The organism is Actinoplanes palleronii, from assembly GCF_016862315.1.
GTDB lineage: Bacteria > Actinomycetota > Actinomycetes > Mycobacteriales > Micromonosporaceae > Actinoplanes > Actinoplanes palleronii.
Genome location: NZ_BOMS01000008.1, coordinates 24,450 through 46,237, shown reverse-complemented (window position 1 = coordinate 46,237; position 21,788 = coordinate 24,450). Strand labels below are relative to the sequence as shown.

19 protein-coding genes and 1 riboswitch are annotated in these 21,788 nt (G+C 71.1%); of the genes, 13 read left to right on the top strand and 6 right to left on the bottom strand.

Features of this window, described 5'->3' with window-relative positions; translation table 11 throughout:
• Positions 1-99 precede the first annotated feature (99 nt).
• Together Apa02nite_RS01975 and Apa02nite_RS50830 are read left to right on the top strand one after the other, a co-directional pair.
• The gene (locus Apa02nite_RS01975; RefSeq protein ID WP_203823541.1) at positions 100-888 is read left to right on the top strand and encodes a GVDTG sorting domain-containing protein; all 789 of its coding nucleotides are present in this window, start codon (positions 100-102) and stop codon (positions 886-888) included.
• A gap of 9 nt (positions 889-897) precedes the next feature.
• Positions 898-1,929, top strand: coding sequence for a class F sortase (locus Apa02nite_RS50830; RefSeq protein ID WP_239164059.1), 1,032 nt, complete (start codon positions 898-900; stop codon positions 1,927-1,929).
• Between the two features lie 473 nt (positions 1,930-2,402).
• Here Apa02nite_RS50830 and Apa02nite_RS01965 read toward each other — a convergent pair whose 3' ends face one another.
• Positions 2,403-5,198: a GH92 family glycosyl hydrolase gene (locus tag Apa02nite_RS01965; protein WP_239164058.1), complete on the bottom strand. Its 2,796-nt coding sequence runs from the start codon at positions 5,196-5,198 to the stop codon at positions 2,403-2,405.
• Between the two features lie 189 nt (positions 5,199-5,387).
• Here Apa02nite_RS01965 and Apa02nite_RS01960 point away from each other — a divergent pair, with 189 nt between their 5' ends.
• Complete coding sequence (locus tag Apa02nite_RS01960) at positions 5,388-6,611, top strand: hypothetical protein (protein ID WP_203823540.1); 1,224 nt, start codon at positions 5,388-5,390, stop codon at positions 6,609-6,611.
• Positions 6,612-6,618: 7 nt separating this feature from the next.
• On the opposite strand, the gene Apa02nite_RS01955 is transcribed toward Apa02nite_RS01960, so the two are convergent.
• The gene (locus tag Apa02nite_RS01955; RefSeq protein ID WP_239164057.1) at positions 6,619-7,119 is read right to left on the bottom strand and encodes a LysM peptidoglycan-binding domain-containing protein; all 501 of its coding nucleotides are present in this window, start codon (positions 7,117-7,119) and stop codon (positions 6,619-6,621) included.
• A gap of 43 nt (positions 7,120-7,162) precedes the next feature.
• Positions 7,163-7,368: riboswitch (cyclic di-AMP (ydaO/yuaA leader) on the bottom strand.
• A gap of 241 nt (positions 7,369-7,609) precedes the next feature.
• Here Apa02nite_RS01955 and Apa02nite_RS01950 point away from each other — a divergent pair.
• From Apa02nite_RS01950 to Apa02nite_RS01930, 5 genes are all read left to right on the top strand, one after another.
• Positions 7,610-8,068, top strand: coding sequence for a DUF6174 domain-containing protein (locus Apa02nite_RS01950; RefSeq protein ID WP_203823538.1), 459 nt, complete (start codon positions 7,610-7,612; stop codon positions 8,066-8,068).
• A 98-nt stretch (positions 8,069-8,166) separates the two neighbouring features.
• A complete protein-coding gene (locus tag Apa02nite_RS01945; RefSeq protein ID WP_203823537.1) occupies positions 8,167-8,775 on the top strand; it encodes a VOC family protein in 609 nt (202 codons plus the stop codon).
• 255 nt (positions 8,776-9,030) lie between these two features.
• A complete protein-coding gene (locus Apa02nite_RS01940; RefSeq protein ID WP_239164056.1) occupies positions 9,031-11,730 on the top strand; it encodes a helix-turn-helix transcriptional regulator in 2,700 nt (899 codons plus the stop codon).
• 180 nt (positions 11,731-11,910) lie between these two features.
• Positions 11,911-12,774 (top strand): family 43 glycosylhydrolase, encoded by an 864-nt coding sequence (locus Apa02nite_RS01935; protein WP_239164055.1) that lies wholly within the window; start codon positions 11,911-11,913, stop codon positions 12,772-12,774.
• Positions 12,771-14,141, top strand: a complete 1,371-nt coding sequence (locus Apa02nite_RS01930; RefSeq protein ID WP_203823536.1) for a glycoside hydrolase family 43 protein — start codon at positions 12,771-12,773, stop codon at positions 14,139-14,141. The genes Apa02nite_RS01935 and Apa02nite_RS01930 overlap by 4 nt, the downstream gene beginning before the upstream one ends.
• Positions 14,142-14,259: 118 nt before the next feature.
• Here Apa02nite_RS01930 and Apa02nite_RS01925 read toward each other — a convergent pair whose 3' ends face one another.
• Positions 14,260-14,874, bottom strand: coding sequence for a nucleotide sugar dehydrogenase (locus Apa02nite_RS01925; RefSeq protein ID WP_203823535.1), 615 nt, complete (start codon positions 14,872-14,874; stop codon positions 14,260-14,262).
• A gap of 351 nt (positions 14,875-15,225) precedes the next feature.
• Here Apa02nite_RS01925 and Apa02nite_RS01920 point away from each other — a divergent pair, with 351 nt between their 5' ends.
• A complete protein-coding gene (locus Apa02nite_RS01920; protein ID WP_203823534.1) occupies positions 15,226-15,522 on the top strand; it encodes a hypothetical protein in 297 nt (98 codons plus the stop codon).
• Here the strand turns inward: Apa02nite_RS01920 and Apa02nite_RS01915 are convergent.
• The 3 genes from Apa02nite_RS01915 to Apa02nite_RS01905 form a co-directional block, all read right to left on the bottom strand.
• Positions 15,519-16,292 carry an RNA ligase family protein gene (locus tag Apa02nite_RS01915; protein WP_203823533.1) on the bottom strand — a complete coding sequence of 258 codons (774 nt, stop codon included), beginning with the start codon at positions 16,290-16,292 and terminating at the stop codon, positions 15,519-15,521. The genes Apa02nite_RS01920 and Apa02nite_RS01915 overlap by 4 nt on opposite strands.
• A 296-nt stretch (positions 16,293-16,588) precedes the next feature.
• Positions 16,589-17,248 (bottom strand): Tat pathway signal sequence domain protein, encoded by a 660-nt coding sequence (locus Apa02nite_RS01910; protein WP_203823532.1) that lies wholly within the window; start codon positions 17,246-17,248, stop codon positions 16,589-16,591.
• 25 nt (positions 17,249-17,273) lie between these two features.
• Entirely contained in the window at positions 17,274-18,185 is a 912-nt protein-coding gene (locus Apa02nite_RS01905) for a hypothetical protein (RefSeq protein WP_203823531.1), read from the bottom strand.
• A gap of 183 nt (positions 18,186-18,368) precedes the next feature.
• On the opposite strand from Apa02nite_RS01905, the gene Apa02nite_RS01900 reads away from it, so the two are divergent.
• The 4 genes from Apa02nite_RS01900 (at position 18,369) to Apa02nite_RS01885 (ending at position 21,574) form a co-directional block, all read left to right on the top strand.
• Positions 18,369-19,100: a TetR/AcrR family transcriptional regulator gene (locus Apa02nite_RS01900; protein WP_067697913.1), complete on the top strand. Its 732-nt coding sequence runs from the start codon at positions 18,369-18,371 to the stop codon at positions 19,098-19,100.
• Between the two features lie 157 nt (positions 19,101-19,257).
• A complete protein-coding gene (locus Apa02nite_RS01895; RefSeq protein WP_067697915.1) occupies positions 19,258-19,863 on the top strand; it encodes a DUF6230 family protein in 606 nt (201 codons plus the stop codon).
• Between the two features lie 2 nt (positions 19,864-19,865).
• A complete protein-coding gene (locus tag Apa02nite_RS01890; RefSeq protein WP_203823530.1) occupies positions 19,866-20,318 on the top strand; it encodes a DUF6114 domain-containing protein in 453 nt (150 codons plus the stop codon).
• 89 nt (positions 20,319-20,407) lie between these two features.
• Positions 20,408-21,574 (top strand): S8 family peptidase, encoded by a 1,167-nt coding sequence (locus Apa02nite_RS01885; protein WP_239164054.1) that lies wholly within the window; start codon positions 20,408-20,410, stop codon positions 21,572-21,574.
• Positions 21,575-21,788: the final 214 nt, after the last annotated feature.

Genomic DNA, 21,788 nt, shown 5'->3' with positions numbered 1-21,788 from the left:
GACCGGGCTTTCGGGCGGCGATCGGCGCCAATCCGCGCGAGCTACCGCTCCGAATCAGGGGTGATCAAGAAAGTCGATCCCCGTCGTCTGGAGCCGCCCGTGAAACTCGCCCGCACCCTGCTCGCCGTGCCCGCTGCCGCCGCGATCCTGTTCGCCGTGCCGAGCGCCGCGTTCGCCGACGAGAGCGTCCACGTCAAGCTCGACGCCCTGAACCACTCCGGCGCGTCCGGCGCCGCGACCCTGACCGCGCTGTCCAACGGGGACCTGAAGATCAGCATCCGGTCGACCGGCCTGGTCCCGAACGCGCCGCACGCGCAGCACCTGCACGGCTCCACCGAGGGCATGGACTTCCACTGCCCGGACATGTCCGCTGACTCCGACGGCAACGGCTACGTCAGCACCGAGGAGGGCATGCCGGACTACGGCGACATCTTCGTCTCGCTGACCACCAAGGGCGACACCACCCCGAAGAGCGGCCTGGCCGTCGACCGGATGCCGATGGCCGACGCCAAGGGCAACCTCTCCTACGACCGCACCATCCCGGGCGCCGAGCTGCCCGCGGGCACGATCGCGCACCTCAAGGACCTGCACGTGGTCGAGCACGGCATCGACGCGAATAAGAACGGTAAGTACGACCTGGCCGGCCTCGGCGAGTCCACGCTGGCCAAGGCGGCCGGCCTGAAGGGCATCCCGGAGGAGGTCACCGACCCGGCGGTGTGCGGCATGGTGGCCGGCGCGGCGGTCGGCTCGGTGCCGGTCGGCGGCGTCGCCACCGGTGACGGCAGCACCCGCCACGACTCCACCCCGATGTACGCGCTCGGCGGGGTCGCCCTGCTCGGCGCGGCCGGCGTCTTCCTGGCCCGCCGCCGCCTCACCCACCAGGGCTGACCCACCCTCATGACAAACACCGAGGGAACCGACCCGCCCATCGCCGGCACCCCAGGAGCCGATCCGGCGCCCGCCGGCGGCGCGGGAGTCGAGCTGGCGCTTGCCGGCGCTCCGGGAGCCGATCCGGCGCTTGCCGGCGGCGCGGGGGTCGATCCGGCGCTTGCTGGCGGCGCGGGGGTCGAGCCGGTGCTTGCCGGCGCTCCGGGAGCCGAGCTGGCGCTTGCTGGCGGCGCGGGGGTCGAGCTGGCCGCTGCGGGCGCGGACAGCCCTGCGGCGACGGCGGCCGGCAGCCGCTGGGGGCGCTATGCGCTCTCGGCGGTGGTCCTGGTGCTCGCCGCGGTGGGGGTCACCGCCCTGGTCATCGGTGCGCGGGACCAGCCGCACCAGCCGCCGCTCGCCGCGTCCGTCGTCGGCGCGGCCCCGCCGGAGGGTGCCGTGACCACCTCGGGCACGGCACCCTCCGCCGGTGCCGCTGCCACGTCAACCGTCGGCGGCTCCACGTCAACCTCCGGCGGCTCCACGTCAACCTCCGGCGGCGACGCGACTACTGCCGGTGACGCCCTGACCGTCGGCCCGCTGATGAGCACGTCGGTGCCCACCCGGGTGGTCATCCCGGCTCTCGACGTCGACGTGCCGCTGATCGGTCTCGGACTGCAGGCCGACGGTGCGATGCAGGTCCCGACGGACGCCAAGACCGTCGGCTGGTACACCCGGGCGCCCACCCCCGGCGCCCTCGGCCCGGCGGTGCTCGCCGGGCACGTCGACTTCAAGAACAAGCCGGGCACGTTCAACAAGCTCACCGACCTGAAGGCCGGCGACTCGATCAACGTGGACCGCGCGGACGGCAGCATGGCGATGTTCCGGGTCGTCAAGGTCGACCGCTACGCCAAGGACCGGTTCCCGACCGACGCGGTCTACGGCGCGATCAACCGCGCCGGCCTGCGCCTGATCACCTGCGGCGGCGACTTCGACAGCGCCGCCGGCCACTACGAGGACAACATCGTCGTCTACGCGGACCTGGCGATGGCCCACCCCGCCTGACCACCCGTCCCGGTGTTGATCCCCCGCCGGGATCCGGGAGATCCACGGGACGGGAGGCCAGGGCCGGGCGATGCGGCGGCATCGCCCGGCCTTGACCGCTTTCCCCTGGTCGTTCTCCGCCCGGTGGCTGGCCTGGCCGTTTCGCCTGGTCGTTTCAGCCTGGCAGCCACCGGCCCGGCCCGGCCGTTTCAAGCCGGCGGGGCGGGGCGGTGCGGGCACGCAATCGACGACTGCGTGCTTCTGCCGCCCCCAGGTGGGCGGCAAACATCCGCATAACCCGATCGCGTGCCGCCCCCGCCCCCGAACCCCACCGTTCGTGTGCTCCTACCGCCCCGCCGATGCCGTTCGCGTGCTCCTACCGCCCTGCCATTGCCGGTTGCGTGCCGCTACCGCCCCGCCGATGCCGGTTGCGTGCTCCTACCGCCCTGCCGTTGCCGGTTGCGTGCTCCCGCCGCCCCGCCGCGCCCTCGTGCTCATGATGCCGCCACGTCGAACACGTGCATGATGCCCTTGTCGGTGCCCTCCGGCAGCAGCACCGCGTCCACCGTCCGCGCCGCGTCGACCGCCACCGACGCCGCGAACACCCGGAACGTGCCGGCTGCACTCGTACCGTTGGCGTTGTTGCGGGCCGGCACCGAGAGAACCTCGACGTTGCCGCCCACCGCGCCCGCCGCCCAGTCACCGAAGGTGACGTTCACCTGCTGGGAAGAACCGTCCGTGTACTGGACAGTGGCGACACCCGTGGCCGGCCCGTTGGTGGCCAGCCCGAGGAAGGACACGCTGGTCGCGGCGGCATCCGGCAGGTCGACCCGCTGGCCGTGCGGGATCCAGTTGTCCGGCGTGCCGGGCGCGGCCGAGGGCCAGGTGAAGCCGGCGATCGCGGTGCCGGGCGCGGGCAACGCGGAGCGGGGCAGGGACCAGTCGCTCAGATCGAGCGAACCGAGGTTCCCCTGACCGTCCGGCGTGGTGCCGACGCTGTTGCGGGCGTCCGCGCCGGCGGTGTAGGACGGCGGCACGTCCGCGGCCGCGGTGCCCCACGTGCCGGGCGTGTCCGACATGGTGAAGGCGAGCGTGCCACCGCACCGCGCGAACGACGCGTCCACCCAGCTCGCGGTCTGCCGCACCCCGTTGACCTTCAGCGAGCTGACATAACGTCCGGCGCCCGAGGTCGTGATCTTGAGGGGGCGACCGCCGACCGGGTTGATCGTGATCTTCGAGAACATCGGGCCGGAGATCACCAGGTCGCCGGTCCCGTAGATCGCCGGATACACGCCCAGCTGTGCGAAGACGTACCAGGCGCTCAGCGACCCCTGGTCGTCGTTGCCCGGCAGCCCGGAAGGCGTCGTGTCGTACATTTCCGACACCACCCGCCGGAGCGTGTCGGCGGTCCGGGCCGGCGCCCGCAGCCAGTTGTAGACCCACGGCGTGGTGAACGCCGGCTGGTTGGACAGGTAGTTCCCGGTCTGCGTGTACGCGCCCGCGTCCAACTGTGCCATCAACGTGTCCAGCTGCGCGGTGGCCGCCGCGACACCGCCCCGCTTGGCGATCAGCGTGGCCAGGTTGTGCGGGACCATCCACCCGTACTGATATCCGGTGGACTGGTTGAACTGCCCGCGCCCGCTGCCGTCGTCGCGTGTCCGCAGGTCGAACGAGCGATCAAAACCGGTCCGCTCCCGGGGCCGCAGGTGCGCGGTCACCGGGTCGAAGACGTTCATCCAGTTCTGCGCGCGCCCCATGAAGAAGTCGCGCTCTTTCACGAAGCCGAGCCGCCCGGCCAGCTCCGCGATCGCGAAGTCGTCGACCGAGTACTCGAGCACCCGCGACGTCGCGAAGTCACCCTTGCGGTTCTCGATCATGCCGGTGGCGAAGTACTGATACCCGTCGCTGCGCGTGGTCGTGGTGGCCGGCAGCTGCTGGGTGGCGACCATCGAGGCCAGCGCGGCCGCCCGGTCATAACCGGTCGCGCCCATGTCGTCGAGGGTCGCCAGGATGACCTGCAGGTTGTCGCCCTGCATCCGGGCCGCGCCGGGCGCCCACCTGCCGGTCTGCTGGACCAGCGCCACGATCGACTGGTTGATGTCGTCGGCCACCCGCGGGAAGGTCAGCGCGATCAGCTGCGCCTGGCTGCGGTACATGTCCCAGCCCGACCCGGCGAAGTTGATGTCGCGGTAGAAGTGCCGCCCGCGCGCCACGGTGTGCACCTCGTCGTCATAACCGAGGTACTCGCCGGTGACGTCCTCGCGGACGTTCGGGTGCAGGAACGCGTGATAGAGCGCGGTGTAGAACGACGTCCGCTGCGCGTCGTCGCCACCGGCCGCTGTCACGGTCCCGAGCGCTTCCTGCCAAGACCGTTTCGCTTGCTTTCGTACGTCGGTGAAGCCCTTCCCGCCCGTCTCTCGATCACGGTTGGCCGCCGCACCGGCCACGCTGACGTAGCTCAGCCCGGTCTTCGCGGTCACCGTCGTCCCCGGTGCGAACGTGAGCCACCCGCCGGTGTCGTGCCGGAAGTCCACGCCGGTGTCGGTGCCGCTCTTGACCGCGTGGGTGCTCCCGGTGACCATCTCGGCGTCGTTCCACGTCCCGTAGGAGCTGAACGGCTGGTCGTACGTCGTGGAGAAGTACGCCTTGTACAGGTTCCCGACGTCGCACACGTCGGTGCCGTACATCCACCCGGAGACCGTCCGGCTCGCCGGGTCGATGGTGATCTCGCTGCCGAACGACCTGTTGTTCTGCCCGGACACGTCGAGCAGCAGGGTGGCCGCGCCCGCGAACGCGTACCGGCTCACCGCGGTGCGCGTGGTCGCGGTCAGCTCGGTGGTCACCCCGTTGTCCAGCGCCACCTTGTAGTACCCGGGCTGGGCCACCTCGTTCGCGTGGCTGAAGCTCAGGTAGTACCCCTTGACGTCGGTGGCCGGGTTCACCGGCAGGGAGTCACCGGCGTACGGGATGGTGGGGAACTCGTAGCCGCCGAACCGTCCGGTGCACCCGGTGCCGGAGTGCCGGGTCATCCCGAAGCCCCGGATCAGGCTCGCGGTGTACTCGTACCCGCCCTTCTCACCGACCCCGGCGTTGCCCGGCTTGTACGTGGTGGGGCTGGGCTGCACCATCCCGAACGGGACGGCCGCGCCGGGGAACGTGTTGCCGTACGCGTCGTTGCTCTTGTTCTGCGTGGTGTCCAGCTCGGTGCCGATGAACTGGTTCACCGCGTCGAACGGGGCGAGCGCCGGCGCCGCGGTCGCGGGTGCGGCCAGCGCCACCGTCGACAGCACCGGGGCGAGGATCCCCGCCAGCCACGCTCTTCTGGACGGAAAGCTAATCATTTCGTCGATCTAACTGTCCGCAGAGGACCGGCGCATGTCGAAAAAACATCAGACAGTTGGCGCGCGGGTCACGGCCCGGGTGGCCGCTGTGCCCGGCCGACTACCATCGAGGTCACGACGGGGAGAGGTAAGAACACGGTGAACTGGCTGGTCCTCGACGACAGCATTCCCGGCGCGGTGATCGGGATCGACGGTCGTGGCATCGTCGACCGCGCCTCTCAGCAAGATCAAGACCCTCAGCAAGATCAAGGCGCTCAGCAAGGTCAAGACCTTTCGCAAGATCAAGACCCCTCGCATGATCAAGGCCGTTCGCATGATCAAGGCGACGAGAAGCCGGTCCGCGAGGAGATCGTCTCGGAGTGGCAGGACCCGGGCAACCGGGGCAGCTGGGCCGCCGACGACTGGCAGCCGCAGCCGGAGATCGTCGCCTACGCCCGCCTCGGCGTCTGGGAAGCGGCCCTGGTCCGGGTCGGCGGCCACGCCCAGCTCGGTGTCCGGCACGACGCCGGCCGGCCGGTCTGGCACGGTCTGAGCAAGTCACCCGACGACATGAACCGCGGCCTGGTCGGCGCCACCCTGCTGGCGCCGGGCCGGCTCGCCGAGGTCACCGCGCTGACCCGCCGGGACGACTTCGTCGGCGTCCAGGTCCAGGGCGCCGAACGGATCCAGCAGCTCGTCGTCCCGCGCGTCGTCGAGCACCCGCCGGGCGAGGAGATCCCGCCCGCGATGATCCGTGGCTCGGTCACCACCCTCGTGGCGCAGTCGCCGGCCGCGCCGCTCGACCTGCCCGAGGAGCTGACCGCGGAGCTGGTGCGCCGGCTGCGCCGCAAACCCGCCGACGCGGTCCGGATCGCGCTCGGGCTGCGGATCGCCGAGACCTGGCGGCTGCCGGACGGCTTCGAGCTGCCGCTGGTCTACGACGTGGCGCCGGGCAAGACCCAGGGGTACGTCACCGACGAGACCACCGGCGCGCCGCTCAGCGCGCTGCACGCCTGCCGCAACCACCACCTCACCGGCGCCCTCGACTGGTGCACGCACTGCCTGAACCCGACCTGCCGGCTCTGCTCCGAGGCGGTCCGCCCGTGCCGCCTGTGCCAGGGCACGGTCTGCGGCGACTGCGTGGCCACCCCGGACGGCCGCTGCCCGGCCTGTGCCGCCCTCACCAAGGTCGGCATGTTCCAGCGCGGCCGCTACGGGGTGTCCGCGAGCGGCGCCGTGTGGCACGGCGCCGCCACGAACGTCCAGGTGACCGTGCGTCAGGAGCGCAACTACTGGTCCCTCGAGCGCTGGGACCGCTACGACCGGGTCACCTTCCCGCTCGATCCGCACACCGTGCAGACCCTGCGGGGCTGGCTGGCGTGAGCGGAGGTCAGAGCCGGATGCGCTGACCGGGGAAGATCCGGCTCGGGCTGCTCAGCCGGTCCTTGTTGAGCGCGTAGAGCGCCCGCCAGCCTCCCTTGACGTGATAGCGCTTGGCGATCTTGGCGAGCGTGTCACCAGACTTGATCACGTAGGTCTTGCCGCTCGCCTTGGCCTTCTTCGCGGGCTTGGCGGTCGCCTTCTTGTAGACGCCGGCCTTCTTGCCGCACACCGGCCACGGGCTCAGGCCGCGCTTCGCGTACAGCTTGTTGGCGATCTTGATCTGTTCGGCCTTGGTGGCCTTGTCGGCGGTCGAGGCGTACTTGGCCCCGCCGTTCGCCTTCCACGTGCCGCGGTCGAACTGCAGACCGCCGTAGTACCCGTTCCCGGTGTTGATGTGCCACCTGCCGCCGGACTCGCACTTGGCGACCACGTCCCAGTTGACGCTGGCGGCCAGGGCCGGAGCTGCCGGTGCGAGCAACAGGCCCGCTCCGGTCACGCCGGCGGTCACCAGGCTGAGGGCAGCAAGGCGCGTTCGTCTACCGATCCGAGACATGGAAATTCCTCCACGCCTACGAGGTGAGCTGTCGGGTTCGGGCAGAGTGGCCCGGCCGTCCTATGCGGCTTCACCCCAAGACGCGCCCCCTGTCACCCGTTTCGGAAGCCGGCCGACTCCCGAACCGTGCGCGGTGCGCGCCGGAAAACGTGGTTCCCCCGCTCCTGCCATCTCTTCGTGTCTGTGGATCGGCGGCAGGACTCGGCGGTCCGTCCACAGTGCCCGCCATCGCGGGACCACCGACGGTAACCACACCGGACGGGCATCGACCAAGTTTTACGTACCTAATAGTGACGTTCTTCACGGTATTGGACCGATTTGATCTTGTTCGTGACCTGGAATGACAGGCATTTCCGACACCCGAGGTTCCGTCCCTCCTGTCGTTATGCCGCAGCTCCGGCAGAAGGCGCGGAACCGGCGCCGGTCACCGTGCGTCGAACACCACATGACCGATCTCCGGCCGCGCCGGGCCGCGCTGCTCACCGTCACCGCCGCCCTCACCCTTTCCGGGTGTTCGAGCACCCCATCCGGTACGACCGTCCGCGCGGTCGCCGGCACTCTGCCCGACCATTACTCGTACGTCGTCACGGCGAGCTGTGGCGAACGCGCCGTGATCGGCACTTTCCGCATCGTGGTCCGTGACCGCGACGTCGTGGTCTCGGCGGAACCCGCCGACCCGGAGTCGACCGTGCAGGTGCCGCTCGCGTCGTTCCCGACCCTGAAGTACATCGTCGAGCAGGTCGAGTCGGCGGAACCGGACGCGGTGGTCGAGTTCACCACCGACGCGGCCGGCCGCCCCGCCCACGTGTCGATCGACCACCGTCCGAACGCCATCGACGACGAGGAGTGTTACGACATCACCGACATCCAGCCGCTGCCGTCCGCCCCGGCCGCGTCGCGCTGACCCGGGACCCGGGTGCCGGCCAGTGACCGTCCCTGGTTCCGCGGGGCGGCCCGGCGCGCGATGGTGAAGGCACCACAGAACCCGTAGGGAGAGCCGTCATGGATTTCAAGCTCGAGATCGTCGTCCTGCCCGTCACCGACGTGGATCGGTCCCAGGCGTTCTACCGGGGGCTCGGCTGGCGCGAGGACGTCGACTACACCGGCCCGGAGGGCTTCCGCGTGGTGCACTTCACCCCGCCCGGCTCGGCCGCCTCGATCATCATCGGCAGCCGGGTCACCGACGCCGCCCCCGGCTCGGACCACGGCGTGCACCTGGTCGTCGACGACATCGAGGCGGCCCACAAGGAGCTGACCGAACGCGGCGCGGCGCCCAGCGAGATCTTCCACGACGCGGGCGGCGTCTTCCACCACGCCGGCGCCGAGGCCCGGCTGGCCGGCCCGCATCCGGAGCGCCAGACCTACGGCTCGTTCCTCACCTTCACCGACCCGGACGGCAACCTGTTCACCCTGCAGGAGGTCACCCGCCGCCTGCCCGGCCGGGTCGACCACGTCGTCTACGACTCGGCGGCCGCCCTGGAACAGGCCCTCCGCGACGCCGCCACCGCCCACGGCGTCTACGAGGCCGAAACCCTGCACGGCGTCCACGACGAGGCCTGGCCCACCTGGTACGCCACCCACATGGCCACCGCCGCCGGCCTCGCCTCCTGACCCCGCGAGACCCGGCCACCCCGGACCGCCGCGCGCCGGCGGGTCCTGGCTGGTCCCCAGGGGTGCCTCCGCGCTGCGGAGGCACCCCTGGAAGCCAGCCGGGGCCGGGAGCCGCGCTGCGGCCGGGGGTGGGGCGGGCGTCGCGTGGCCTCACGGGCGGGACTCGGCTCGTAGCCTGCGGGCGGGCGCTCCGTAGGCGTACCGAATAGGGGTTTGACCGGAAGCGGTCGGGAGCGGGCTGGGTAGGCTTTCGCCGTGCCGAGGGCTGTGGAGACGGGCGGGCTGCGGGGTCGGGGCCGGGAGACGGAGCGGCTGGATCGGCTGCTGCGGGACGTGCGGGGCGGGCAGAGCCGGGTGCTGGTGCTGCGCGGAGAAGCCGGGGCCGGCAAGTCCGCGCTGCTCGACCACCTGGCCGGGCACGCCACGGCGGCCCAGGTGGTGCGCACCGCCGGGGTCGAGCCGGAGACCGAATTGGCCTACTCCGCGGTGCAGCAGCTCTGCGCGCCGCTGCTGACCCGTCTGGACCGGCTGCCGGAGCCGCAGCGGGCCGCGTTGTCGACCGCGTTCGGGCTCAGCGCCGGGCCGCCGCCGGAGGCCTTGGTGATCGGGCTGGCCGTGCTCGGGCTGCTCGCCGAGGCGGCCGTCGACCGGCCGCTGGTCGTGGTCGTCGACGACGCGCAGTGGCTGGACCGGATGTCCGAGGTGATCCTGACGTTCGTGGCGCGGCGGCTGGACGCCGAATCCGTCGCGCTGGTCTTCGCGGCCCGCACCCCGGCCGGCGACGCCCTGCTCACCGGGCTGCCCGAGCTGCGGGTCGACGGGCTGCCCGAGGCCGACGCCCGGGCGCTGCTGGCGACCGTGCTGCCCGGTCTGCTCGACGCCCGGGTCCGGGACCGGATCGTGGCCGAGACCCGGGGCAACCCGCTCGCGCTGCTGGAGCTGTCCCGGGAGGCGGATCCGGCGTTCGGTTACGGCATCCCGGCCACCGGTTCCGTCGCGGGCCGGGTCGAGGCGGAGTTCGCGCGGCGGATCGTGGCCCTGCCCGCGGCGAGCCGCACCCTGCTGCTGGCCGCCGCGGTCGAACCGGTCGGTGACGTGCCGCTGCTCTGGGCGGCCGCCGGCCACCTCGGGATCAGCCCGGACGCGGCGGCCGCCGCCGAGGCGGCCGGACTTGTCGAGATCGGCGCCCGGGTGCGGTTCCGGCATCCGCTGGTCCGGTCGGCGGCCTGGCGCGGCGCCGAGCCGGCGGAGTTGCGTGCCGTGCACCGCGCGCTGGCCGAGGTGACCGACGCCGATCGGGACCCGGACCGGCGCGCCTGGCATCGTGGGCACGCCGCGTTCGGCGCCGACGAGGCGGTCGCCGGGGACCTGGCGAGCTCGGCCGGGCGGGCCCTGGCCCGGGGTGGCCGGGCCGCCGCCGCGGCGTTCCTGGAACGGGCCGCCGCGCTCACCCCGGCGCCCGGTCCGCGCGCCGACCGGACCCTGGCGGCTGCGCGGGCCCGGCTCGCCTCGGGTGCCGCGGCCGCGGTGCCGGAGCTGCTCGCCGCGGTCGAGCTGGGACCGCCCGATCCGGTGCGGCAGGCCGGGGTGGAACGGCTGCGGGCCCGGGTGGCGTTCGTGCTCACCGCCGGGCGCGAGGTGCCGCCGCTGCTGGCGGCCGCCCGCCGGCTCGAGGAGCTGGATCCGGTGGCGGCCCGGGAGACGTACCTGTCGGCGGTCGGCGCCGCGATCAACGCCGGGCGGCTGGGCGGCGACGACCTGCACCGGGCCGTGGACGCCGCGGCCGGCGCGCCGGCCGGTGACGACCCGGCGGGCCGGTTGCTGGCCGCGCTGATCACGTGGAGCCGGAGGGGCCACGCGGCTGCCGGGCCGGCGTTCCGGCTCGCCCTGGACGCGGTGCCGCCGGACAGCGAGCTGGACCTGCTCTGGCTGACCGGGATGCTGGTCACCGAGGTGTGGGACGACGCGGCGTTCCTGGAGCGCACCCAGCAGGCGGTCGCGGTCGCCCGGGCGGCCGGTGCGCTGTCCCGGCTGCCGGGCGCGCTGAGTTTCCGGTCCACCGCGCTGATCTACGCGGGGCGGTTCGACGAGGCCGCCGAGCTGATCGACGAGGCGACCGCCCTGGCCCGGGTCACCGGCCCGGCGCCGCATCCGGCCGCCGCGAGCATCCTGGCGGCGTTCCGTGGTGACGGCGAGGCGCCGGCGCTGATCGGCGGGCTGACCCGGGACGCGTCGTCCGGCGGGGTCGGCTGGCTGCTCGGGGTGGCCGGGTACAGCCGTGCGGTGCTGCACAACGGGCACGGCGACTACGCGGCGGCGCTGGCCGCCGCGCGGGAGGCCGCGTCGTACGAGGATCTCGCGGTGCTGCAGTGGACACTCGGTGAGCTGGTCGAGGCGGCGGTGCGTTCCGGGGCGGGGGAGATCGCGGCGCAGGCCCGGGACCGGTTGGTGGCGCGGGCCCGGACGGCGGGCGGGACGCCGTGGGCGCGGGGCGCGGGGGCGCTGGCCGACGCGTTGGTCGACGACGCCGAGGCGGACTACCGGGAGGCGGTCGCGCAGTTCGCGGCGAGCCGGTTGCGGCTGCCGGAGGCGCGGGCCCGGCTGCTGTACGGCGAGTGGCTGCGCCGCGCGAACCGGCGCGCGGAGGCCCGGGAGCAGCTGCGCCCGGCGTACGAGGCGTTCCGCGCGATGGGTGCCGAGGGTTTCGCCGAGCGGGCCGGCCGGGAACTGACCGCGACCGGCGAGACGGTACGCAAGCGGGTGGCCGGTACGACCGCCGAGATGACCGCGCAGGAGTCGCAGATCGCCCGGCTGGCCGCGGCGGGCCGGACCAATCCGGAGATCGGCGCGGTGCTGTTCCTGAGCCCCCGGACCGTCGAATGGCACCTTCGCAAGATTTTCCCGAAGCTGGGCATCACGTCCCGCAAGGAGCTGGCGGCGGCCGTCGTCCGTTGATGCCGGTCACTGGGGCCGGACTCCTTGACAGCGCCGCAATCTGAGCGCAATCATTCAGAAACTTCGAACCATGAATGGGTTGCCCCCCGGCCCGACATGGCTGGATCCCCCTGCTCTGCCCTCGGCACATCCCCGTACGCGCTGATTTGTTAGCGCTAACAGTCGAATGGGAGAACGTTTGTGAAGCGCCTCATCGGCGGCGTGGCCGCTGTTTTCGCCCTGCTTCTCGGTGTCTTCGTCCTGCCCCAGCCCGCGTCCGCGGCTACCACCCTGATCTACGCCACGTTCAAGGGTGACGCCGCCGCCGACGAGGAACTGTGGATCTATCAGTCCACCAACGGCGGCACCAGTTACAGCACCCTGGTCGACACGAACTTCCACGGGCCGACCGGCGTGCTGCGTGACCCGACGATCCTCAAGCGGGGGAGCGTCTACTACATCGCGTACACGGTGCAGTCCTGGACGACGAACAGCACCTACTTCAACGTCGCGTCCAGCACCAACCTGACCAGCTGGACCAACCTCGCCAGCATCCCGGCCGGGATCAGCGGCGCCAACTACACCTGGGCGCCGGAGTTCTACGTCGAGGGCAGCACCGTCAAGCTGATCACCAGTGTCGCGGCGACCAGCTGCTCGTTCTGCTTCCGCCCGTACGTCTACACCGCGCAGAACACCGCCCTGACCAGCTGGAGCGGCCCGGCGCAGATGTGGGGACTGGGCACCAACCACATCGACACGTTCGTGGTGAAGTCCGGCAGCACCTGGCACGCGTTCACCAAGAACGAGACCACCAAGTACATCGAGCACTGGACCACCACGGCCAACCTCACCGAGGGCTGGGTCAACAAGGGCAACCTGTTCGCGTCCGGTTACGAGGGACCGTCGCTGGTCCAGCTCGACAACGGCAGCTGGCGGATGTACGTCGACCACTACAGCGCCGGCGACGGCATCTACACCGCCACCAGCACCGACCTGAACACCTGGTCGAGCCTCAGCAAGATCACCTGCTCGGGGTGCCGGCACGGGACGGCGATCGCCAAGTGAAGCGGCGTTCGGTACTCGCCGCCGGTCTGGCCGGCGCGTCCGCGGTGCTGCTGCCCGACGCGGCCCGGGCGGCCACCTACTCCGGCTACGCGATGGCGTACTTCACCGAGTCCCCGTCGATGACCGGCGCGAACTACGGCCTGCACCTGGCGGTCAGCACGGACGGGCTGAACTGGACGCCGCTGAACCAGAACAACGCGGTGGCCACCCCGACGCTGGGCAGCAAGGGCCTGCGCGACCCGTTCATCCTGCGCAAACAGGACGGCACGTTCGTGGTGCTGGCCACCGACCTGAACGGGACCGACTGGTCGTACCAGAGCCAGTACCTGCACGTCTGGGACTCCGCCGACCTGCGCACGTTCAGCAACTACCGGCTGCTCAAGGTGCACTCGCTGGCCACCCACGCGTGGGCGCCGGAGGCGTACTGGGACGCGTCGCGCGGGCAGTACGCGATCGTCTACTCGGCGGTCAACGGCACCGGCCACAACGTCCTGATGGTCAATTACACCAGTGACTTCGTGACCGCCTCGGCGAACACGGTCTTCTACGACCCCGGTTACGACGCGATCGACGGCAGCTTCGTCACGGCCGGTGGCGTGAACTACATGTACTACAAGAACAACTCCAACAGTACGTTGCTGGGCACCAAGTCCTCGTCGCTCGCCGCGGGCAGCTTCAGCGTCTACACCGGGGCGATCACTCCCGGGCGCGGAGTCGAGGCGCCACAGATCAGCAAGTCGAACACGTCCGACGTCTGGTACATGTGGGGCGACACCTGGAGTCCCAACGGGCGGTTCTTCTGCTGGCAGACCACCAGCCTGGCCGGTGGTGCGTGGACGCTGCTCAACGACCGGGCGTACACCCAGCCGCTGAACTCCAAGCACCTGGGCATCACGCCGCTGACCGGGACCGAGGTGGCGAACCTGACCGCCAAGTGGGGGACACCCGCCTGGAACCGGATCAAGTCGTACAACTACCCGGACCGGTACGTGCGGCACGCGAGCAACGTGGGGCGGATCGACGCGTACCCGTTCGACCCGTACCAGGATCAGCAGTGGACGCTGGTGCCCGGGCTGGCCGACGCGGCCGGGGTGTCGTTCCGCTCGGTCAACTACCCGGACCGGTACCTGCGGCACAGCAACTACGCGATGGTGCTCAACGCCAACGACGGGACCAGCACGTTCGCCGCCGACGCCACGTTCTACAAGGCCGCCGGGTTCGCGGACTCCGGCTGGACGTCGTTCCGCTCCTACAACTACCCGGAGCGGTACCTGCGGCACAGCAACTACGTGCTGCGCATCGATCCGGTCACCAGCAGCTCCGCCGCCGCCGCCAAGCAGGACGCGACGTTCCGGATCGGCTACTGATCACCTAGACCCCGGCCCGCGCTCGCCTCCTCAGCCGACGTGCGCGGGCCGGATTCCACAAGCGCCGGTCGTTGTCGCGGCCACCGGGACCGCGGCGGCGACAACGACCGGCTCGTTCCTAGGCGGACCGCCGTTCGGCCGCGACCAGGTTCGCCGCCTCGGCCTCCTCGGCGTTCGCGCACGCCACCACCACGTCGTGCATGGTGCGGAAGAACGCCGCCGCCGCGAGGGCCGACCGCCGGTCGACCCCGCCGACCAGCTTCGCCCGGCCCTGGCGCTCCGGTGCGAAGGCCAGGTGGTAGCGCGCGCTGCTGCGCGCCGCGAGCGCGTCCTGGAAGACGCCGCGGGTGGTCCCGGGTGCGACCCAGGACTCCAGGACGACCAGGTCCCGGTCCCGCAGGTGCCCGGCCACGGTGTCCGCGGCGGCCAGCACCAGGCTCAGGTCCGGCCGGCCGCGCCGCAGCGGGACCGGCGCCGCGACCAGGTAGACCACGCACCCGGCGAGCCAGCCGGGATCGTCGGTGGCGTGGTATCGCCCGGTCTCGTGCATGGCCTCGAGGTCGGTGCCGATCGGCGACCGTCCCGCGCGCAGCTTGACTATCACCTCGGGATCGGTGTCGAACCCGGCGACGGTGTGCCCGGCGGTGACCGCCGTCCGGGCCAGGGCGAGACCGGCGCGGTCCTGCCCGATCACGGCGACGCGGTGGCCGTGCGTGGCGGGCTCGGGTGACATGACGATGACGGGGCTCCTTGCCATCGGTGACGAGAACGGACGAGAAAGAACCGTAAACGAGTTCGGCTCTGTCGGTAATCGCTCGCCGGTGGTCCCCCGAACGGTGCTTTCCGCGCCGTTCGAGCGATTCCGCTGTCGGTATCCGGTCAGTCGCTTGAGCCGGAACCGTCACGGAACGTACGGATGACTGTTTCCGCTGGAGTGCACGAAGCGTGACCTTCGACCTTGACATGCGCGGCCCTTCCCAGCAGGGTGTAGCGCCTAAGGCCTGTTGATCTCGGACGTCTCGGCACCATGCCCTCCGGCAACACGCCAGTCGGCATACGGTTACAGACGGTGAGGGGAACCGGGATGGAACTGGATCCGCAGGACTACGACGACCTGGTGCACGGCACGTCGATGGTGGAACGCTGGCGCCGCAGCGATCACGCCGCCGCGGTGGCCGCCGAGTTGATGAAGCTGCACGGCGGCACGGTCCCGATGAGCGAGCTGCTCTGGGCCGGCGCCGAGGCGTTCCTGCCCCGCCAGTGGAACGCCGGCCGCGCCGCCGAGCCACCGGCCGCCGCCGCCGAGATCTACGACCGCTGGCGCCGCCTGCACGAACGCCGCCTCCAGCGCCGCCAGCACCAGGCCGACGAGAAGAGCTAACCCCGGCGCTTGAGGGTGCGCTCGTAGTCCTGGAAGCGGGCCTTGGCGATCACCGACCGGTCCGGGGAGCGCAGCACGATGCCCTCGGCCCGGCGCTGGCCGCTGTCGTCCAGCGCGACCAGGGTCTCCGGCAGCCGCTCGCCGAGGAACGCGTGCATGCCGGCCACGTCGGCGGGCAGGTCCGCGCCGTCCACGGTGAACAGCCGCGGGGTCAGCTCGAAGTCGGTCACTGCCTGCAACGCGTCCTCGGTCGCGAAGCTCTGCCCGCCGCCGTCGCGCCAGGCCGCGATCCGCTCGGCCGGCCAGGTCAGCCGCTCCGCGAGATCGGGCACCTCGGCCACGTCGAACAGCCGCCAGCCGACCGCGCCGCGGGTGCTGTACTGCTTCGCCTGCGCGCCGATCTTGCCGCCGTAGAGCTCCAGGAAGTACACCCGCAGGGTGTCCGCGGGCAGCTGCTGATCCGGCAGGGCGTCGGCCACCGCGCGCAGGGCGGCCACGATGCCCTGCGACGGGTTGCCGATCAGGTCGCCGCGGGCGAGCAGCAGCTCCTCCCGGGAGCCGATCAGGTAGTCGCCGCCCGGCAGCATGATCAGCCGGGAGTTCGTGCCGTCGACCTTCTCGGTGCCGAGTACCGGGCCGGGGAACGCGGTCACGCTCTCGGTCAGGCCGCCGTTGCGCGGGTCGAGCTCGTGGTAGGTCGGGATCGACGGGTACTTGGTCAGTGAGTTGAGCGCTCTGAGATCCGCACTCCGCAGATCGAAATCGGCCATGCCCCAGGTATGTCACGCCCCCGCCCCCGCCGCCACGCATTTAGGCCCGCCGGACCGCGGCGCGGCTCCGGGCTTCGGCTGGTTCTCAGGGGTGCCTCGCAAGCTCGGACACACCCCTGAGAACCAGCCGGGGCCGCGGGGCGCGCTGCGGTCCGGAGTGGGCAGCTGCGTCGCGTTCGCCTCACGGGCGGGACTCGGCTCGTAGCCTGCGGACGTGCGCTCCGTATGCGTACCCATGGATGTTTTTGGGCCGCGCCGGCGGCTCGTTGGGGATGAGGCGCCGGCGCGGGGTCTGCTCAGTTGACGAAGACCGGAGCGGCAGCTCCCGTGACCACCGGGGTGTACTTGGCGGTGAAGTAGCCGTTCGCTACGCAGGCGGCCGGGCCGGTCACCTTGTTGAACTGCTGGTCGGTGAACGAGATCGAGTTGTCGGTGTTGTCGGCGACGCCGGTGATCGCGTTGTTGTTGGCGACGAAGACGCAGGTCACCGTGCCGAGCAGGGAGCGAAGCACCAGGGTTGCGGAGATCGGTGCGGTGGCGGTGCCGGCGACCGCCACGGTGCCGTCGCTGGCGACCGTGGTGGCATACGGCTGGTTCGTGATCGTGACGCTGTTGACGCCGGTCACCCCGGGGATGCCGGTGACCGTGCAGTTCGAGACGGCCAGGGTGGAGCCGAGCGCGGCGGCGCCGGGCGCGGCCGGATTGTCGTTGACCAGGGCGCTGAAGCTCGAGGTGTTGCACTTCATGCCGTTCGGGCCGGCCGGGGCGGTGGCGAACAGCGCCTGGCTGCCGGTGACGATGCTGGCCGAGATGGTGTCGCCGACCGCGACGGCCGGGCCGGCCAGGGTGCCGGTGGTCAGCACGGTGGCGTCGAAGGCCAGGGCCGGCGCGGCGGTGAGCAGGGAGACGAGCGTGGCGCCGGCGACGGCGGCGACGGTGAGACGAGAGGTGCGCATGGGGGGATCACCTTTCCTTGGGGGCTCAGGCCGAGGCGGCCAGGGCCTTGTTGAGGTCGTCCAGGCTGGGGGAGAGCGCGAAGGTGGTGTTGTTGCCGCTGAACACCACGGCGTTCTTGCCGGCCGCCGAGGGCAGGCCGAAGGCCAGGTTGATCAGGGGGTCGAGGCTGCCCGGGATCAGTCCGCAGCCGGTCGCCTTCGGGACCGGGTACGCGTTGTCGACCAGGGTCGCCCCGGTGAAGCCGACGCCGAGGGTCTCGAAGCCGTTCGGGTCCGGTTCCACGGTGAGGGTGCCGGCGTCGCCGGTGACCGGCTGGTTCGGCGCCGGCGGGCTGGTGGTGCCGGTGGTCGGGCTGAACCGGATCGGCGTGCTGTCCGAGCCGATGTAGCACTTGGTGCCGAACAGCGCGTTGAACAGGTGCAGCTTGACCGGCAGGACGAAGACCGGGGTGTTCTCGCCGGTGGCCAGCGGAACGAACTCGGTGATCGGACCGGCCAGCTCGACCTGGGCGAAGACGCTCGTCACGCCCGGAATGATGTTGGCGATCCCGGGCAGGGTGACCTGCAGCGGCTTGGCCACCAGGGTCTTGCCATTGGCGGCCGGGACGGTCGAGTAGACGTTGGCGACGGTGCCGTCCGGGAACTCCCGGACCGGCGCGGCGGCCGGCCAGTAGACGCCGAACTGCAGGGTGATCGGGCTGTCGAAGGCCACCGTGGTGGAGCCGATCGTGACGCTGCCGCCGTTGGTCACCGAGAAGAAGCAGCCGACCTGTACGTTGCTGGGGTCCTTCATGGTGGCCGAGGTGAGCGGGCAGTTGCCGAGGCCGGTGTAGGCGCCGCCCGGCGCAGCCGCCTGAGCCGGAGTCGTGGTGAGGGCCAGGATCGTCGCTGCGGTGGCGATCGTGGCCAGGACGGATCTGAGCCGTGACGCTGTCATGCGTCACTCCTTCGCTGGTAGCGCGGTGGACGGTGAGATGACCGCCCCGGCCGTTTCCGCAGCGTTCCGGGGCTTGTACGGGAGGCGATACTGGGGGACGCCGCCACTTGCACCATCGAGGTCCGTGCCTGACGGTATGAGAAACCCCGGCGGTATCCCATGTCAAGACATTGAGGGGCGACGATGACGAATCCGACGATCAGTCCCCTGCCCGGCGCCCGGCCCGGCCGGGATCCGTCCCGGGCGATCAAACGCGGCCCGCGCTCGCTCCCGCCCGAGGTCATCGCGGCGACGCAGCGGGAGCGGCTGTTCGACGCGCTGGTGCACACGGTCGCCGAGAAGGGATACGCGAACGCCCGGGTCAGCGACATCTGCACGGCGGCCGGAGTGACCCGCCCGGCGTTCTACGCGCTCTTCGCCGGCAAGGAGGACGCGTTCCTGGACACCTACCGGCACGGCACCCAGGTGGTGCTGCGGCTGATGGACGAGGCGTACCTGCGCGAGCAGGACTGGCGCGACGGCGCCCGGGTCGCGCTCAAGGTGCTGCTCGACGTGCTGGCCAGCGTCCCCGCGTTCGCCACCATGGCGATCGTGGAGATCGACGCGGCCGGTCCGCAGGCGCGCCGGGAGCGTACCGAGCTGCTCGGCCGGTTCGCCCGGTTCTTCGCCGACGCCCCGCCGGTGCCGGACGGCCTGGTCGACACGGTGGTGGGCGGCGTCTACTCGACCATCTACGGGCACGTCTCCACCGGCCGGGTCGCCGAGTTGCCGCAGTTGCTGCCGATGCTCGGGTATTTCATGATGGCGCCGTTCGTGGGTCGCGAGGCCGCCGCACGGGAGTTGGTCACGCCACCGGCCGGCGCCCGGGTGGTGGCCCCGTGCGCCACATCAGATACCGACGGGGTTTTTCACTGACTGAATGACGGCCCGCTCCTCTTGACGGCCTCTGTTACTGCGGCGTAACTTCCTCGAAATCCATCGAGCAACGCCAATGGTGACCCGTTCGTGCGGCATCCGCAGTGCCCGCACCGGCGTCTCACCCCGTCAACAGAGGAATCGCAAAGGAGACTGGATGTCCTCCACACGTCACGGCCGGACCCGCTGGCGCCGGTTCACCGCGATGCTGCTCACCGGCCTCGCGGCCACCGTCGGCCTGGTCCTGCTGACCGGCAAGGGTGTGCTCGCGGCGTCCTTCTCGATCTCCGGCATGCCGTTCACGGTCACCTCGCCCAAGCTGCACGGCTACGGCTTCGAGCAGTACGCGGTGCTCGACAACATGGAGCCGGGCAGCCCGAACGAGGGCGACACCGGCGGCCAGATGATCCTCATCGTCTCCGCGATCAACGACGCCGAGCTGGACGGCCTGTGCCAGGCCATCAGCCTCGGCGGCATCAACCTGAAGCTCACCGCGGGCAGCGCCACCAACAAGGTGACCGCCGACCAGCTCGTCGTCGACTCCGACGTGATCAGCGGCAACGCCGACTTCAAGAAGATCGACATCGGCCAGGACGCCAGCACGCTGGACAAGGTGCCGGGCGCCAAGGGTGGCATCGGCGTCTTCGGCCAGCAGGCCGACGAGGTGACCATCGAGAACCTGCGGCAGAACAACTACGCCACCACGGCGGCCACGTTCCACCTGCCCAACCTGCGGATGTCGTTCACCTCGGACGGCTGCTGACCATGTCCGAGATCGGCGTCCCGGTGGGTCCCCCCGACCCGTCGCACCCGGAGCCGGCTCGGACCGCGTCGCACCGGGCTCCGCCGGGCGTCACCGCCTGGCGGGCCTGGCGTGGCTGGCGGCGCAGCCGGCCGTTCTGGGGTGGCCTGTTCGTGCTGCTCGGTGGTGTGGAGATCCTACTGACCGTGTGGGCGCCGCTCGGCGTGGTGCTGCACGTCGGCATCCAGAGCTTCATCGGGTACGTGGTGCCGATCGTGCTCGTCCTGTGCGGGCTGCTGCTCTGGTTCCACCCGGTCCAGCGGGTCTTCTACTCGCTGATCGCGATCGTCTGCGCGCTCGGCTCCTGGCTGACGTCGAACATGGGCGGCTTCCTCGTCGGCCTGCTGCTGGCGCTGGTCGGCGGGGCGCTGGCGTTCGCCTGGACACCCAGCGAGCCGGCCGGAACCGAAGCCTGAAGCCATCTATCCTGGTCAATGTATGACTGGTAGCGTCCACATTCCACGGGGGCTCCTCTTCTCCATGTCGATCGAGAGGACCACGGCACGTGAGAATCCAGCACCTCGGCATCGCCGCGCTCACCGCTACCGTCATCGCCGGCCTGGGCACCCCTGCCGCGGCCGCGCCCGCCTACGGTGAGATCCGCCAGGCCGACTCGTCCACCGCCATCGCCGGCAGCTACCTCGTCGTCCTCAAGGACGGCGGCGTCGCCACCACCCAGGCCGGCGCACTGACCAGGAAGTACACCGGAACGGTGCGCGAGGTCTACGCCAGCGCGCTGCAGGGCTTCGCCGCGAGCATGTCGGCGTCCGCCGCCCGCCGGCTGGCCGCCGACCCGGCCGTCGCCTACGTCGAGCAGAACCAGGTCGTCACCGTCGCCGACACGCAGACCGGCGCGACCTGGGGCCTGGACCGGATCGACCAGGTCAGCCTGCCACTGAGCACCACGTACACCTATCCGAACACGGCGTCGAGCGTGCACGCGTACATCATCGACACCGGCATCCTCACCACGCACACCCAGTTCGGCGGCCGCGCGGTCAGCGGGTACGACTTCGTCGACAACGACAGCAACGCCACCGACTGCAACGGGCACGGCACCCACGTGGCGGGCACCGTCGGCGGCTCGACGTACGGTGTGGCCAAGGCCGTCCAGCTGGTCGGCGTCCGGGTGCTGAACTGCTCGGGCAGCGGCACCACGGCCGGCGTGGTCTCCGGGATCAACTGGGTGACCAGCAACGCGATCAAACCGGCCGTGGCGAACATGAGCCTCGGCGGCGGGGCCAGCAGCACGCTGGACACCGCGGTCCGCAACTCGATCGCGGCCGGCATCACGTACGGCGTGGCGGGCGGCAACAACAACCGCAGCGCCTGCAACTACTCGCCGGCCCGGGTGCCCACCGCGATCACGGTCGGTGCCACTACCAGCACGGATGCCCGGGCGTCCTACTCCAACTACGGCACCTGCCTCGACCTGTTCGCGCCCGGCTCGTCGATCACCTCGGCCTGGTACTCGAGCACCACGGCCACCAACACGATCAGCGGGACCTCGATGGCCACCCCGCACGTGGTCGGCGCGGCGGCGCTCGCGTTGCAGGCGAACCCGTCGTACACCCCGGCGCAGGTGTCGGCGTACCTGACCGGCAAGGCCACCAGTGGCAAGGTGACCAATCCCGGCACCGGCTCGCCGAACCTGCTGCTGTTCGTGAGCTGAATCCGGGTGTCACCGCGGCGCCGATCACGGTCGGCGCCGCTCTGGCGTGCCCACTCCGACGAACGGTCGAACCGCCCTGGACCGAATGGGGGAACCGGGATTCGGCCTAGGTGCGAACGGTGTCCGATAACGCGCTGATATTCGTACGGAAATTCGTGTTCTCCAGCGGTCCGGAAACGGCGGCGTACATTTCTTGGTGCCGGGCCTTCGGCCC

Bases quoted from the DNA above. Each gene is read 5' to 3' on its own strand.
- Apa02nite_RS50830 (WP_239164059.1), top strand. From the start codon at position 898: ATGACAAACACCGAGGGAACCGACCCGCCCATCGCCGGCACCCCAGGA.
- Apa02nite_RS01950 (WP_203823538.1), top strand. From the start codon at position 7,610: ATGACCGATCTCCGGCCGCGCCGGGCCGCGCTGCTCACCGTCACCGCC.
- Apa02nite_RS01945 (WP_203823537.1), top strand. From the start codon at position 8,167: ATGGATTTCAAGCTCGAGATCGTCGTCCTGCCCGTCACCGACGTGGAT.
- Apa02nite_RS01925 (WP_203823535.1), bottom strand. From the start codon at position 14,874: ATGTCACCCGAGCCCGCCACGCACGGCCACCGCGTCGCCGTGATCGGG.
- Apa02nite_RS01920 (WP_203823534.1), top strand. From the start codon at position 15,226: ATGGAACTGGATCCGCAGGACTACGACGACCTGGTGCACGGCACGTCG.
- Apa02nite_RS01915 (WP_203823533.1), bottom strand. From the start codon at position 16,292: ATGGCCGATTTCGATCTGCGGAGTGCGGATCTCAGAGCGCTCAACTCA.
- Apa02nite_RS01910 (WP_203823532.1), bottom strand. From the start codon at position 17,248: ATGCGCACCTCTCGTCTCACCGTCGCCGCCGTCGCCGGCGCCACGCTC.
- Apa02nite_RS01905 (WP_203823531.1), bottom strand. From the start codon at position 18,185: ATGACAGCGTCACGGCTCAGATCCGTCCTGGCCACGATCGCCACCGCA.
- Apa02nite_RS01900 (WP_067697913.1), top strand. From the start codon at position 18,369: ATGACGAATCCGACGATCAGTCCCCTGCCCGGCGCCCGGCCCGGCCGG.
- Apa02nite_RS01895 (WP_067697915.1), top strand. From the start codon at position 19,258: ATGTCCTCCACACGTCACGGCCGGACCCGCTGGCGCCGGTTCACCGCG.
- Apa02nite_RS01890 (WP_203823530.1), top strand. From the start codon at position 19,866: ATGTCCGAGATCGGCGTCCCGGTGGGTCCCCCCGACCCGTCGCACCCG.